The sequence below is a fragment of the Pseudomonas sp. PsB genome (assembly GCF_043658375.1).
GTDB lineage: Bacteria > Pseudomonadota > Gammaproteobacteria > Pseudomonadales > Pseudomonadaceae > Aquipseudomonas > Aquipseudomonas putida_Z.
Genome location: NZ_JBIGLU010000013.1, coordinates 41,207 through 54,816 on the forward strand (window position 1 = coordinate 41,207; position 13,610 = coordinate 54,816).

The window sequence follows — 13,610 nt, forward strand, 5'->3', positions numbered from 1 at the left end:
CCCGTCACCCATTGCGCTGGCGCCGCCAAAGTTGCGTCGACAGCAGTTGAAGGCGTTCGGCCAGCTTGGCGACGTGGGCGGCAGTGGTGCGACTCTGGTTGCTGGCAAGCACGCTTTTCTGGGTGGTTTGACTGATACCGGCGAGGTTGCACTGGATGCTGTCACCCACCGCGCTCTGCTCCTCTACAGCGGCAGCGATCTGCACACTCATGCCGCTTATCTCATCGACGCGCTGGGTGATCCCGTCCAGCGCCCGGGCGGCCAGCAGTGCCTGCTCGACGCTGACACCGGCCTTGCTGTGGCTGCGCTGCATCGCAAGTACGGCATCCCCGGTGGAGCGTCGCAAGGTATCGATGGTGCCCTGGATGTGCGCGGTAGATTGCTGGGTTCGCGAAGCCAGCCCGCGCACCTCGTCGGCGACCACTGCAAAACCGCGGCCGGCCTCGCCGGCGCGGGCAGCCTCGATGGCGGCATTGAGGGCAAGCAGGTTGGTCTGTTCGGCGATGCTTTGAATCACCTCGAGTACGCGGTCAATTTCATTGCCATGCTGTTCCAGTTGATGAATCACCATGCTGGTCTGTTGCACCTCGTTGGCGAGGCTATCAATGTGCTGGCGGGTCTGCTCGACCAGTTGGTGGCCGCGGTCGGATTCCTGGTTGGCCAGGTTCGCGGCGCTGGCGGTGAGCTGAGCGTTGCGCGCCACCTCCTGCACACTGCTGGCCATCTGGGTTATGGCGCTGGCTACCTGGGCAGTTTCCCCCTGCTGGCGGAGGGTCGCGCAATTGTTGTTGTCCACTGCAGACACTAGCTCTTCGGCTTCCTTGCTCAACTGGCGGGACGAATCGGCAATGCGTCCGACTATTGCCCGGGTCTCGGCTTCGAGCATTTGCAAAGTGAAATCGATCTGGCCAAATTGGTCGCGGCGGCCACTGTAGAGTATCTGGCTCAGAGGGTTGTCGGCGATATTCCTGGCTTTTCGGGCAAGGGCGTCGAGGGGGCGCAGGCTGAAGCGCAACAGGCCGCCGAGCAGCAAGCTCGATAGCAGCATGGAGAGGGCAGCATGGCTCCAGGACAACGCGCCCAGCAAGCCCAAGGCCGCAAAGCACAGCAGGTTCACGCCAGTGCTGACAAGTGCCAGGCGCATGCCGACGGACAGCCGTGACATACGCAGGCAGTTGGTCTTTCTACCACTACGCAACTGTGCATAGAGATGTTCAGCAGCCTCCACCAGCGCTTTGGCCGGTAGCGTGCGAACCGATTGGTATTCCACTGTTTCGCCATTGCGCTGCATCGGCGTGACGTAGGCGCTGACCCAGTAGTGGTCACCGTTCTTGCAGCGATTCTTTACCAGCCCCATCCACGAGCGCCCATCCTTGAGTGTTTGCCACATATGCGCAAAAGCTTCTGGGGGCATGTCCGGGTGGCGCACGATGTTGTGATTGACGCCGAGCAATTCGGCTTCACTGAACCCGCTGATGTTGATGAAGTCGGGGTTGACGTAGGTGATGGCGCCCTTGGGGTTGGTTGTTGAAAGAATGTTCGCGTTTGCGCTGAATTCGACGGCACGACCACTGACCGGAAGATTGGTTTTCATTGTTTTTCTCCTGAACTGATGGGTACCCGCCGGGTAACTGCGCTCCCCTCGAAACGGTCTTCTGTGCTGAGCAGATGTTGTACCTGGGCGGCAGGTTGTGGCCGACTGAACCAGTAGCCTTGGGCGTAATGGCAGCCTTCACCAACCACGAATTCGAGTTGTGCCGAACTCTCGATGCCTTCGGCCACTACTTCCAGGCCAAGGCTACGGCCGAGAACGATGATCGCCTGGCTGATCGCGCTCTGTTTGTTCTCGTAAGGAACGCCGGTGATGAAGCTCTTGTCGAGCTTGAGGATGTGCAGCGGAAAGCGTGTGAGGTAGCCAAGCGAGGAGTAACCCGTGCCGAAGTCGTCCAGCGCCAGCAGAACACCAAGGCTGGTCAACTCATGCAGGCAGGCCAATGTGCCGATGTCGTCATGCATCAATTGGCTTTCGGTGATCTCCAGGATCAGGCTGGCGGGAGGCAGGCCGCTTTCTTGCAGGATATCGATCAGCCGGAGGGTGAAGTCGGCTTGTTGCAATTGGGTGCTGGAAATGTTCACCGAACAGCGCAGGCGCTCATGCCCGGCCAGTTGCCAGGCTCGGGTCTGCTGACAGGCCTGGCGCAGTACCCATTCGCCGACGCGGATGATCTCTCCCGACTCCTCCAGCGCAGGGATGAACTCCAGTGGCGAGATCAAGCGTTCGCCATGGCGCCACCGCAGCAGCGCTTCGACCCCGGTCACCAGCGGTGTCCCTTGGTCCAGGCGATAGATCGGTTGGTAGTACAGTTCGAATTCATTCTGTTGCAGTGCCTGGCCTAGCGCGGACTCCAGTTCCAGATGCTGCTGTGCGGTGTCTTGCAATGTTTCGTCGTAGTGGGCGAAGCGCGCCTTGCCGGCAGACTTGGCTCGGTAGAGGGCAAGGTCGGCAGCCTGCAGCACATCCAGGGCTTTGCCATTGTCGTGCAATGGCGCGATACCGATGCTGGCGCTGACCACCAGGGTACGACCGTCCATGTGCAGCGGTTGATGCAGGTTGTCGAGGATGCGCTGGGATATCTGCTCGGCGTCGCGGTCGCAGGTGAGGTCGTGAAGCAGGACGATGAATTCGTCGCCGCCGAAGCGGAACAGTTGGTCAGTGGGGCGCAGGGATTCTTTCAAGCGCACAGCCACTTCCACCAGCACGCGATCACCGACGTTGTGGCCGAGGCTATCGTTGATCAGCTTGAAGCGGTCCAGGTCGATGAACAGCAACGCCTCGTAGTCACCGCCCTTGCGCTGCTTCCTGAAGGTCTTCTGCATCTGCTCGTCAAGCCGGATGCGGTTGGCCAGGCCGGTCAACGGGTCGTGCTGGGCGGTATGTTGGAGGCGCTGCTCGGCATCCTTGCGTGCACTGATATCGGACTGCGAGCCAGCCATGCGTAGCTCGCCAGGGGTGGTCATTTCGGCGACCCCTCGCACGAGGACCCAGATGTAGTCACCGTTGTGCTTGCGGATACGGTACTCATGGTGAACGGACGATGTCTGCCCTTGTAGATGGGCATCGATGGCATGGCGAAAATCCGGCAGGTCATCCGGGTGCACGCGGCCGAACCAACTGGAACTGCTCTCGCCGATGCTATCCCGGCTGAGGCCGAGCATGCTGGCCCAGCGCTCCGAGACGTAAAGCCGATCCTGGTCGACGTGCCAGTCCCACAGCCCGTCGTTGGCACCGCGTAGCGCGCGGGCAAAGCGAGCCTCGCTATCTTCCAGCGCCTTGTGCTGGGCCGCACTGTAGGTATCGATGGCCAGCGTCATGTCGAAGAACACCGCCTTCAACAGGCTTGAATAGAGCGTGGCATCCGGGCTGTTGCCAAACACGCTTTCCAGCATGTCGTCGAGGTACAGCCGATAGCTGCCGAGGTACCACTTCAACTCCAGGCCGATCTGCTGGTGGATCACGCCGATACGCAGGCGGCCGTTGACGTAGGTTTCATCGTAGGGGCCGCCCCACAGGCACTGGTAGTACTCGGCCTGGCTCTGCTTCAAACGGGCGGTGACCTCCGGCGTGCGAAGCAATGCAGACGGCGTGGAGAATTCCGCCAGGTGACGGTACAAATGGTCGACGAAAGCCTGCTGGGACGGGGCCATATACTGAGCTGCCGCGCCTAGTCGCCTGGCGTCTTCGGCGCTCCAGTCGAGAAAGCGAAAGCGTTCGGCAATCTCTGCGTGATCGAGACGGATACGCTTGAGTAATTCCTCGAGGTCTTTTGTCACCTTCATTCGCATCCCCTGGTATTGGTGAAGATTCCTTTCCGCTGAACCAAAAAAAAGCGCCTATTATCCTGCTCGGCAAAGCCGGTTCCCGCAGGGCGGAACCTGGTGATGGCACATTCACATCATTGGGGATCTTCCGACAATTTATCCAGCAATGCAACCAAGCGTCGCCGCAGCAGCCCCAGTTCGCGGGATTTGAAGGCGTGCCGGGTCTGTTCGAGAACCTCGGTGGCATCCAGCAAAGCGGCCTGTACCTGCCCAGCCGAGCCCAACTTTGCTTCACCGAGCCAGCGGCAAAGCGGTACGGCGCTGCAATTGCCAGGCGTACTCAGCACCTCGCAATCGGGTGCTATGGGCGCCAACAGCTGGCGCAATTGATCGGCCAGTTCAAGATTGTTGCAGATAATTCTGGTTGCCGGGTTGGACTCGCTCATCAAACTGCATTCCCATATGTTTGGTGTGCTGTTTACAACACCGCCTATGGTGTTTGATTGATTCAGGTCAATGCTGAAACCTTTCCACTTTCAATCCTGAAGCCTGCGCTGCAGGACGAGTTGTGCGGGTGTTGCACAAAAGGTCTCAAGTCTTTCGAAATATGACTTGGACGGTCTTGTTGGGTGGCGCATAGCATTGCAGCCACTGGAGTTCACAACCGACTCCCCCATCAGGAAAATGCATATGAACCTCAAATCCCTTATCACCAACCCGCTGGGCTTCGGTACCGCCCCACTAGGCAACATGTTCCGTAATGTGCCTGAAGACGAAGTACAAGCTACCGTCGATGCCGCCTGGAACAACGGTGTGCGCTACTTCGACAGCGCCCCGTTCTACGGTGCCGGCCTCTCTGAAATTCGTCTGGGCAATGCCCTGGTTGGTCGCCCACGTGACGAGTACGTGCTCAGCACCAAGGTCGGCCGCATCATCCTCGACGAACTGGAAGACCCGGCAGCCCGTGAACTGGGCGAAAAAAGCGGCCTGTTCGAGCACGGCAACCGCAACCGCATCGTCAACGACTACAGCGCCGACGCCACCCTGCGCTCCATCGAGGATAGCCTGCGCCGCCTGAAGACCGACCGCCTGGACATCGTCTGGATCCACGACATCGCCCAGGACTTCTACGGTGACGAATGGCTCAGCCAGTTCGAAACCGCCCGTACCGGTGCCTTCCGCGTACTGACCCGTCTGCGTGAAGAGGGCGTGATCAAGGCCTGGGGCCTGGGTGTTAACCGAGTCGAGCCGATCGAGCTGACCCTCGACCTGGACGAAGCCCGTCCGGACGGCTTCCTGCTGGCCGGCCGCTACTCGCTGCTGGACCACGACCGCGCACTGCAACGCGTCATGCCGCAAGCGGTGGAGCAGGGTGTAGGCATCGTCGTGGGTGGCCCGTACAGCTCGGGTGTCACCGCCGGCGGCGAGCACTTCGAATACCAGAAGGCCAACGCGACCGTGCTGGCCAAGCTGGAGCGCATCCGCGCCGTGGCCCGTGCTCATGGTGTGGATGTGAAGGCGGCCGCCCTGCAGTTCGCCCTGGCCCACCCGGCCGTGGTCTCGGTGATCCCGGGCTCCACCCGTCCGGCGCACGCCAACGAAGACCTCGCCGCCCTGAGCAAGGTGATCCCGATGGCCTTCTGGAACGACCTTCGCCAGCAAGGGCTGATCAACGCCCAGGCCCCGGTACCTGCTGTTTAAACCGATGTTGCAGGGCCGCTGCGCGGCCCTGCCTACCCGAATCAATGGGGCCACGCCCCGGGAGAATCATCATGGCAACTGCACAAGCTTCCATCACCCTGGCAACCGATGCCAACCGCGTTTGGCAACTGATTGGCGGTTTCGACGCGCTGCCCGACTGGCTGCCGTTCATCCCCGAAAGCGCCCTGAGCGAAGGCGGCCGCGTACGCACCCTGAAGAGCGTGGCTGGCGACACCATCATCGAGCGCCTGCTGGACTTCAACGAAGCCGGCCGCAGCTACAGCTACACCATCCTCACGGGCCCGGCGCCGGTGCGTGACTACCAGTCGACCCTGCGCGTGGTGGCTGAAGGTAGCGGGTCGCGTGTGGAATGGTCCGGGTCGTTCGTGCCGGTGGGTGTCAGCGATGCTGAGGCAACTGCGTTGTTCGCTGGCATCTATGAAGATGGCCTGGCGGCGCTGAAGAAAGGGCTGGAAGGCTAAGCGTTTTTCTGGAAGGACTTGCCCGGCGATAGTGTCAGGATTCGAATCCCGAGACGTCGCTGGGGTCCGGCTATCAAGTCAGCAGAAGGCTGGATATCACCAGAACTCAATGACAAGGGAAAAGCCCTACAACTCTATCGGAAGTTTCGCTGCCCGGTTCGGGTTGTACATCTTCAGGGTGTCGCTACCATCAGGGCTCGGCGCTTCCATGGAGATTCCAGTGACTATTTCCGGCAATACAAGAAGGCGGGGTTGGTAGCGTGAATCAGCCCTTGGGTTCGCTCAGTAGCTTTCTGCGCTCGGCCTTGCTGATTCTATTGTGTCTATTGGGCGTATTCCCTCTGGATGTGATCCTGCCGTCATTCCCGGCGCTCGCAGGCGAGTTTCACGTCGAGCCACAGCAGATAGCCTACTCGGTGAGCTTCTTTGCGTTTGGTGTCGCCTTGGCGCAAATCGTGATCGGGCCATTGTCGGATGGCATGGGGCGCAAGCGGTTGTTGCTCGCTGGGCTAGGGGTGTCCATTGCAGGGGCAGTGGGTTGTGTACTTTCAACCCGCTATGAGACGTTCATGGCGTTCCGTTTGTTGCAGGCCCTGGGTTGCGGGAGTTTCGTGCTGGGCCAGGCGCTCGTGCAGGATCTGTATAGTGGTAGGCAGCGCAATGCCATGCGTATCCTGCTGACCAGCGCAAGTGGGCTGTTCATCTCGTTGTCACCGGTCGCAGGCGCTTTTCTCCAACAATCCTTTGGCTGGAAGGGCAGCTTTACGGTATTCGCTTTCATCGCCGTGATCGTTTCATGCCTGTCATATGCATTGCTGCAGGACACGCCTGAATCGCGAGGCCGTACTTCGGGCATGCGCAGCTATTGGGTCATGCTGCGTGATACGACCTATCTTGCGCACTCCCTGCTGGCCAGCCTCGCGTTTGCCTGCCATTTTTCCTTCATCGTGGTCGCGCCATTGGCGTTGATGGACCGCCTGGGGCTGACGCCATATCAATTCTCGGTGGTATTTATCGCCTATGGGCTTGCGTATATCGCTGGCGGAGCAGCTGCGACCTACTTGAACAATCGTGTAAGCCCGCAGGTTCAGATCAAGACAGGATTCCTGCTCATAGCTGCCGGGGGCATCACGCTGTTGGTCTGGGAGCAGGTAGCGGGACTGACGGTGGCGGGTCTTCTGCTGCCGATGATCATCTGCACGACCGGGACAACGCTGGTGCGTCCTGCTGCGACGACCCAAGCCCTGGCGCGTTACCCGCAGCAAGCCGGTGCGGCAGCGTCGCTGAATACGACATTGATGTTTGCAGGTGGTGGTTTGGCTGGCAGTCTTGTTGCTGGTGTCGAAAGCGAACTGCCGATGAGCCTGGGGCTTCTGTTCCTGGGTGTCAGTTTAGGCGGATGGCTACTGCTTGCATGCCTGACGGAAACGCTGACCAGCACTCGAACGTGATAACAAACGAGCCATCCGCGGTGAAAACGATAACGGTGTAGCGCAGGTGTTGATCAGGCCCAGAAACCAAACAGCACCAACGCCGCCACGCCTAGCCCGACCGCAACCGAACAGCTGCCCAACGTAAAGCACGCCAGCCGTATAACAATTTCTCATCAAGTCTTTTCCGGAAATGTCGCTGTATACAGCTTGAATTCCTCCGTACTGACGCTGCTCTTGGGGTTTGCTGTAGAAGCTCGATCCAGGCGTAGAGGCTGTGAACAGACATGCCCAGGCGCTGGGCAACATCGGCGACAGGCTTGCCTTTCTCGGTCCTTGCTTGACCGCTTCGATCTTGAATTCTTCAGGGTAACGCTGACGACTCATGGCACCTCCTCTTTGGGTCTCATTATGAGGCTTGGAGGTGTCTACGAAACCAGGGGTGATTCAGTTTGATGGGCGCTCGTTCCCATCGAATTGGCAGTTGTCATCAGTTTCTCATCAAGATTGTTCGGTGGGTCTTCAGCATAGTGACTGAGAATCTATTCCGGGTGATTGTGATAGTGGTAGCTGAAGTGGGGGCGGGCGAAAAACCAGACTCGATTTTAACCCTGAGGGATTGGTGTGCCCTTGTGCAGTCTGGTGAGCAAGTTATTCGTATTAGCAATGGCTCTGACGTTCTGTGTCTGGCGCATCGAAAGGGTTCGGCTTTCTTGTGTCTGGCGCCAGGGTGGCAGGGCTTGCTGGTTCTACGCCCGGGGTTGCAAGTGCTCAGTGGCAGTGCCTGGGTGCTGCCGTTGTCGCAAACGAATCTTTTCAAATTGCAGCTGTTCATCGACCAGGGGGGCGTGCCTGAGGTGCGACCTGCTCCAGGCGAGCCCTGGGCCGCGTTGAGCGAAGGTCGTGGCCAACGGCGAGCGGCGCCGGCACTGGAGTCCTGGTATCTCACCCTTGCGTTGCAAGATGACGCTGCCTATCGGGCTTTTGCCCGTCATCTGCGCAGCAGTGAGCATTATCAGTTGCTTGGTTTTTTGCTGGAGCAAAGTTACGGCGGTGAAAAGCTCCAGGACCTTGCTGGTCGCTATGGCGTATCGGTCTCACACTTTAGAAGACTTTGCCGTCAAGCCCTGGGTGGTGCAGCCAAGTCCGAGTTGCGGGGGTGGCGTACGGCACGAGCGCTTTTGAGTATGGCTGAAGGCGCGACCTCTCTGACCGACGTTGCCTTGGAGTTTGGCTATGCCTCTTCCTCGCATTTTTCTAAAGAGATTCGAGAGCTGGTCGGAATTGCGCCGAGTAGTTTGATCGATATAACCGGCCTGTCCGGCGAATGAACTCATGAAGTTTAAAAGTATGTGTCCGCGAGCTGTCACGCTCGTGCTTTGTTGCATGTTGCCGATGGCTTCATCGGTTGCCTCTGTTCGTGCTGGAGAGGGTTATGTGGCTCGTCAGGAAGGCCTGCGCACGTTCTTCGATGCACTGTCAGCGTCCTTGGGTAAACCGGTCATCCTCAGCAAAGCAGCCGCTCGGCGCACCATCAGTGGCGATTTTTCGCTCGCCGCACCGCAGCAGACGCTGGAGCGCATTGTTCGTCAAATGGCGCTGATCTGGTACAGCGATGGTCAGACGTTGTATGTCTATGAGGCGGCCGAAGCGAAGAGTACCGTCATATCGTTGAATACCATCACTGTCCAGAAGCTGGAGGCCTTCCTGCGCAACTCTGGTTTGCGCGATGCCCGATACCCTTTGCGCCACGATGGATTGCGGACCTTTTACATTTCCGGCCCGCCGATCTATGTCGACCTGGTGGCGCAGGCCGCGCAATTCATGGACAACCAAAGTGCCGGCTTGCAACTCGGACAGCAGCGCATTGGCGTTATCAATTTGCGCAATACCTTCGTTGCAGATCGCAATTACGAGTTGCGTGACCAAAGCATCACGGTACCAGGCATTGCGACGGCTATCGAAACGCTGCTCAAGGGGGAGAAACGTGGTGTCGACGCGGTGATCAACAAGGACGGAGAAGGGCGTCCGGGTGGCATGCCGAGCTTTCCATTGGAGGGGTTGGGTGTTCCCGAGTCCGTATCTTCCGACACGACTACGCCGCGGATCATCGCTCGTGATCTGGCTGTCGGGAATATCCGCGTAGTAGCCTATCCCGATACCAATAGCCTGTTGGTCAAGGGGCTCCCGGAACAGGTGCTTTTTATCGAGAATCTGGTTGCTGCGCTCGATGAGCCAAAGCGCCATGTCGAGCTCTCCCTGTGGATCATCGACCTGCAGAAGGACGATCTCAATGAGTTGGGCGTCGACTGGAAGGGGTCGTTCAAGGTTGGCTCGAAGGTGGCAGCATCGCTCAACGGCGGCTCGCTGAGCACGCTGGATAGCACTTCGTTCATGGCTGCCATTTCGGCGCTGGAAACCGACAACCGCGCCCGGGTGGTTTCGCGGCCAGTCGTGCTGACCCAAGAAAACGTTCCGGCGATTTTCGACAATAACCGTACGTTCTATGCGCGGCTGATCGGTGAGCGCAGTGTTGAGCTCGAACACGTCACTTACGGCACCTTGATCAGCGTCTTGCCACGGATATCAGCTTCCGGAGAAGTTGAAATGGCACTCAATATCGAGGACGGCAGTGTGGTCGACTCGACCACGGAGTCGTCCGCGATCGACGCGTTGCCGACGGTTGGCCGAACGCGTATCAGCACAGTTGCCCGGGTGCCTCGAGGCAAAAGTCTGCTGGTAGGCGGCTTCACCCGTGACGAGAGTGGAGAGGTGATCAAGCGTATTCCGGTACTGGGGCATATTCCTTATCTGGGGAGGATGTTCAGCTATCGCCAGACCCGTGAATCCAACACGGTTCGGGTGTTTCTGATTCAACCTAAAGAGCTCGACAGTCCGTTGGAACCAGGCGCTATGCAGATTGGTTCGCAGGTGATCGGCAAGGTGGCCCGTGACCCGGCCGACCGCGCGGTGCTGCGCGCGCTGGAGCGCTGATATGGCTGCTATTGGCGCAGTGCTGCCGCGCATACAGATGCCGCGCACGCATCAGGGCAGCGAGCCCCAGGCAAAGGTCGTTGAAGCGCCAGACGACGATGCTTCTCCAGCAGCCAGCGTCCAGCGATTCGTTGAAAACAGCGATGAGATGGCGGCGTCCCTGCGTTCGCAGTTTCGCCGTAGAGGCGATTTCGGCGACAAGTTCGAAGGCTTGGCAGATAGCTTCGAGCGGGTTCTGGATGAAGATGTGATTCCCAAGGCTCGGCAAATACAGTCGCTGGCCAAGCTTGCCGAGCGCAGCATCGAATGGCTGCTGGCACAGGCCCGGGGGCTGTTTCCCGATGACAGCGATCTGGTGCTGGTACTGCGCCAACTGTTGCGGGAAAAAGTGATGGCCGAGGCGACTCGCTGGCGTCTGGAGGCGCTACTGCAACAGGTGCTCGTTCAGTCGCCACCCAGGCGTTTGAAGGCTGGTATCAATTCGGCACTCAAAGCCAAGATGTTTGGCAAGGTGCTGGTGTTGCGGGCGGCCTTGTTGCGTGACACCTATCGCGCGTTCCTGGAGTCCGAAGGCGGCCCGGTCGAGTCCTATGAGGACTGGATAGCCCTCTACGGTTATCAGCACCGTGGCTCTGTCCTGGAGTTCATCGAGGCTGCGTTACTGACGGACATCGATGCCCAGGACCCCAGTTGTTCACGCGACGAGTTTGGCCAGTTGCTGAAAAAACTGGGTGACCTCAAGCGTCTGCGTTCGGTTGATGTCGTGTTCATCCACGGGCTGCTCGTACACGAGCTGGTTTGCCAGCATAACGCCAGCGAGCCGGACTGGTTGGTGTTCTTGTTGGGGCTGTTGCAGTTTCCCGACGAGCTCGACTCGTTGCTGTCAGGTCTCTTTGGGGAGCGCTTGTTGTTGGTTGAACACCAAGAGCGCGCGCAACTGCTGCAACTGTTGCGACTGGCCTGCCTGGCGCTGCCGCTGGAGCTGTTTGGCGATGACGAGGCACTGGCGCGCATCGCAGCGCAATTCACGCATTTGGCCGACCTGGTGTTTGCCCATGAAACCATCGAGCGACATGCCGCATTGACGGCTCGTTTCGCCTCCTGATCTTGAAGGTCGGTACTTATCATGCTCGATAAATTCCTGCGCAATGTCACTTCTCGCCCCGAGCTGCTGATCCTGGCCCTGATGGTGATGATCATCGCCATGCTGATCATTCCATTGCCGACGCCGCTGGTGGATTTTCTGATCGGTCTGAACATCGTCATTGCGATCCTCGTCTTCATGGGGTCGTTCTACATCGAGCGGATCCTGAGTTTTTCCACCTTTCCCGCGCTGTTGCTGATCACCACGTTGTTCCGTCTGGCGTTATCGATCAGTACCAGCCGGCTGATCCTGGTGCAGGCCGATGCTGGTGAAATCATCGCGTCTTTCGGCGAGTTTGTGATTGGCGACAGCCTGGTGGTGGGCTTCGTGATCTTCGCGATTGTCACCATCGTGCAGTTCATCGTCATTACCAAGGGTTCCGAACGCGTGGCGGAAGTGGCGGCGCGGTTTTCCCTCGACGGCATGCCGGGTAAGCAAATGAGCATCGATGGCGACCTCAAGGCCGGTGTCATCGATGCCAAGGAGGCGCGTGAGCGGCGCAGTACGCTAGAGCGCGAAAGCCAGTTGTACGGGTCCTTCGATGGCGCCATGAAGTTCATCAAGGGCGATGCGATCGCCGGGATCATCATCATCTTCGTCAACTTTCTGGGGGGGATCGCAATCGGTGTCGGGCAACTGGGAATGGACATGTCCGAGGCGCTGTCGACCTACACGTTGCTGACTATCGGTGACGGCCTGGTAGCGCAGATTCCCGCGCTGTTGATCGCCATTGGTGCAGGTTTCATCGTGACCCGTGTCAACGGAGACGAGGCCAACCTGGGGCGCAACATGATGACCCAACTGCTGGGGCATCCTTTTGTGCTGGGTATCACTGCCTTGCTGGCGGTCGGTGTGGCGATGCTGCCAGGGTTCCCGGTTGCGGTGTTTCTGATCATCGCCAGTGCGCTGGTGGCATTGCTGTTCTTTCGCTACCGGCTGGAGAAGAAAAGCTCGGGTACTGCCCCCGTTGTGTCTTTGGCGGGTGAAGAGGGGGAACCCGAAAGCGAGTTGGGCCTGATCGAGAACGTCGATGACATGGCCACCGAAACCGTCGCCTTGATGCTGCTGGTGCCAAGCGCTCGCGTCGAAGCGCTACGCGAGGCTCGATTATGTGAGCGTTTTCGCAGCCAGTTCTTCATCGATTACGGTATCCGGATCCCCGAACCCCGATTGCGCGGTGCCGACTCACTGCCGATTGGGCAAGTCGCGGTGTTGATCAACGAGGTTCGTGCAGACCAGTTCGATATCCACTTCGACCAGCTACGTGTTGTCGATTACAAGCCAGAGCTTGAGCATCTCGGCCTGGACTTGACCAGGGGCGTCGACAGCAATAAGCAAACCAGCGTATGGGTGCGCAGCAGCGAGCGCGAAAAACTGCAGAACCTGGGGCATCATTTGCGTACGGCTCATGACGAATTCTATCGCTGTCTGGTAACCCTGCTGGCTCGCAATATTTCGGAGTTTTTCGGGGTGCAGGAGAGCAAGATCCTGCTCGACGAGATGGAAGCGCGCTACCCGGACCTGGTCAAAGAGGTCTATCGCCATGCCCCGGTACAGAAAGTCGCTGAGCTCCTGCAACGCTTGGTCGCCGAGCGTATCTCGGTGCGCAACATGAAACTGATTCTTGAAACGCTTGCTCACTGGGGCTCGCGCGAGAAAGACGTGATTGTGTTGGTCGAGCATGTGCGCGGCGGCCTGGCGCGCTACATCAGTAACAAATTTGCCAACGGCAATGAACTGCGCGTTCTGCTGCTCTCGCCGGAGTTCGAGGACGTGGTGCGCAAGGGTATCCGCCACACCTCTAGTGGAAGCTTCCTCAACCTGGAACCCTCCGCCAGCGAAGAGCTTATGGACCGATTGGCAGTCGGGCTCGATAGCCTGCACATCCCTCAGAAAGACATGGTCATCCTGGCCTCGGTGGATGTGCGGCGCTATATCAAGAAACTGATCGAGGGCCGTTATCGGGAACTGGACGTGGTGTCGTTTGGCGAGATTTCCGACGCCATTTCAGTGACTGTGCTCAAGACCCTTTAGGAGAAT

At 58.9% G+C, this 13,610-nt stretch carries 10 protein-coding genes and 2 pseudogenes; 7 read left to right on the forward strand and 5 right to left on the reverse strand.

What is annotated here, in order from left to right:
* Positions 1 to 4 precede the first annotated feature (4 nt).
* The 4 genes and pseudogenes from ACGLHT_RS16875 to ACGLHT_RS16890 form a co-directional block, all read right to left on the reverse strand.
* Entirely contained in the window at positions 5 to 1,291 is a 1,287-nt protein-coding gene (locus ACGLHT_RS16875) for a methyl-accepting chemotaxis protein (RefSeq protein WP_394519861.1), read from the reverse strand.
* Positions 1,265 to 1,594: pseudogene (locus ACGLHT_RS16880) on the reverse strand (PAS domain-containing protein); the annotation flags it as partial. The gene ACGLHT_RS16875 and the pseudogene ACGLHT_RS16880, both read right to left, overlap by 27 nt.
* Positions 1,591 to 3,837 (reverse strand): bifunctional diguanylate cyclase/phosphodiesterase, encoded by a 2,247-nt coding sequence (locus ACGLHT_RS16885; RefSeq protein WP_137164414.1) that lies wholly within the window; start codon positions 3,835 to 3,837, stop codon positions 1,591 to 1,593. The gene ACGLHT_RS16885 and the pseudogene ACGLHT_RS16880, both read right to left, overlap by 4 nt.
* Before the next feature lie 116 nt (positions 3,838 to 3,953).
* Positions 3,954 to 4,265 (reverse strand): hypothetical protein, encoded by a 312-nt coding sequence (locus ACGLHT_RS16890; RefSeq protein WP_025339888.1) that lies wholly within the window; start codon positions 4,263 to 4,265, stop codon positions 3,954 to 3,956.
* A gap of 244 nt (positions 4,266 to 4,509) precedes the next feature.
* Here ACGLHT_RS16890 and ACGLHT_RS16895 point away from each other — a divergent pair, with 244 nt between their 5' ends.
* The 3 genes from ACGLHT_RS16895 (at position 4,510) to ACGLHT_RS16905 (ending at position 7,453) form a co-directional block, all read left to right on the forward strand.
* Positions 4,510 to 5,520 carry an aldo/keto reductase gene (locus ACGLHT_RS16895; protein ID WP_137164413.1) on the forward strand — a complete coding sequence of 337 codons (1,011 nt, stop codon included), beginning with the start codon at positions 4,510 to 4,512 and terminating at the stop codon, positions 5,518 to 5,520.
* Between the two features lie 71 nt (positions 5,521 to 5,591).
* Complete coding sequence (locus tag ACGLHT_RS16900; protein ID WP_075045688.1) at positions 5,592 to 6,002, forward strand: SRPBCC family protein; 411 nt, start codon at positions 5,592 to 5,594, stop codon at positions 6,000 to 6,002.
* Positions 6,003 to 6,262: 260 nt separating this feature from the next.
* Entirely contained in the window at positions 6,263 to 7,453 is a 1,191-nt protein-coding gene (locus ACGLHT_RS16905) for a Bcr/CflA family efflux MFS transporter (protein WP_137164412.1), read from the forward strand.
* 204 nt (positions 7,454 to 7,657) lie between these two features.
* On the opposite strand, the pseudogene ACGLHT_RS16910 reads toward ACGLHT_RS16905, so the two are convergent.
* Positions 7,658 to 7,819, reverse strand: a pseudogene (locus ACGLHT_RS16910) (transposase); the annotation flags it as partial.
* A gap of 68 nt (positions 7,820 to 7,887) precedes the next feature.
* Here ACGLHT_RS16910 and ACGLHT_RS16915 point away from each other — a divergent pair.
* The 4 genes from ACGLHT_RS16915 to ACGLHT_RS16930 all read left to right on the forward strand — a co-directional run bounded on the left by ACGLHT_RS16915 (position 7,888) and on the right by ACGLHT_RS16930 (position 13,604).
* The gene (locus ACGLHT_RS16915) at positions 7,888 to 8,763 is read left to right on the forward strand and encodes a helix-turn-helix domain-containing protein (RefSeq protein WP_249352852.1); all 876 of its coding nucleotides are present in this window, start codon (positions 7,888 to 7,890) and stop codon (positions 8,761 to 8,763) included.
* 106 nt (positions 8,764 to 8,869) lie between these two features.
* Positions 8,870 to 10,426, forward strand: coding sequence for a type III secretion system outer membrane ring subunit SctC (gene sctC / locus ACGLHT_RS16920; RefSeq protein ID WP_394519827.1), 1,557 nt, complete (start codon positions 8,870 to 8,872; stop codon positions 10,424 to 10,426).
* A 1-nt stretch (position 10,427) separates the two neighbouring features.
* Positions 10,428 to 11,531 carry a type III secretion system gatekeeper subunit SctW gene (gene sctW / locus ACGLHT_RS16925; protein WP_137164411.1) on the forward strand — a complete coding sequence of 368 codons (1,104 nt, stop codon included), beginning with the start codon at positions 10,428 to 10,430 and terminating at the stop codon, positions 11,529 to 11,531.
* Between the two features lie 21 nt (positions 11,532 to 11,552).
* Positions 11,553 to 13,604: an EscV/YscV/HrcV family type III secretion system export apparatus protein gene (locus tag ACGLHT_RS16930; RefSeq protein ID WP_274120740.1), complete on the forward strand. Its 2,052-nt coding sequence runs from the start codon at positions 11,553 to 11,555 to the stop codon at positions 13,602 to 13,604.
* Positions 13,605 to 13,610: the final 6 nt, after the last annotated feature.

Excerpts from the sequence above, each read along its gene's own strand:
- ACGLHT_RS16895 (WP_137164413.1), top strand. The coding sequence starts at position 4,510 with ATGAACCTCAAATCCCTTATCACCAACCCGCTGGGCTTCGGTACCGCC.
- ACGLHT_RS16890 (WP_025339888.1), bottom strand. The coding sequence starts at position 4,265 with ATGAGCGAGTCCAACCCGGCAACCAGAATTATCTGCAACAATCTTGAA.
- ACGLHT_RS16915 (WP_249352852.1), top strand. The coding sequence starts at position 7,888 with ATGGGCGCTCGTTCCCATCGAATTGGCAGTTGTCATCAGTTTCTCATC.
- ACGLHT_RS16885 (WP_137164414.1), bottom strand. The coding sequence starts at position 3,837 with ATGAAGGTGACAAAAGACCTCGAGGAATTACTCAAGCGTATCCGTCTC.
- ACGLHT_RS16875 (WP_394519861.1), bottom strand. The coding sequence starts at position 1,291 with ATGCAGCGCAATGGCGAAACAGTGGAATACCAATCGGTTCGCACGCTA.
- sctW (WP_137164411.1), top strand. The coding sequence starts at position 10,428 with ATGGCTGCTATTGGCGCAGTGCTGCCGCGCATACAGATGCCGCGCACG.
- ACGLHT_RS16900 (WP_075045688.1), top strand. The coding sequence starts at position 5,592 with ATGGCAACTGCACAAGCTTCCATCACCCTGGCAACCGATGCCAACCGC.
- ACGLHT_RS16930 (WP_274120740.1), top strand. The coding sequence starts at position 11,553 with ATGCTCGATAAATTCCTGCGCAATGTCACTTCTCGCCCCGAGCTGCTG.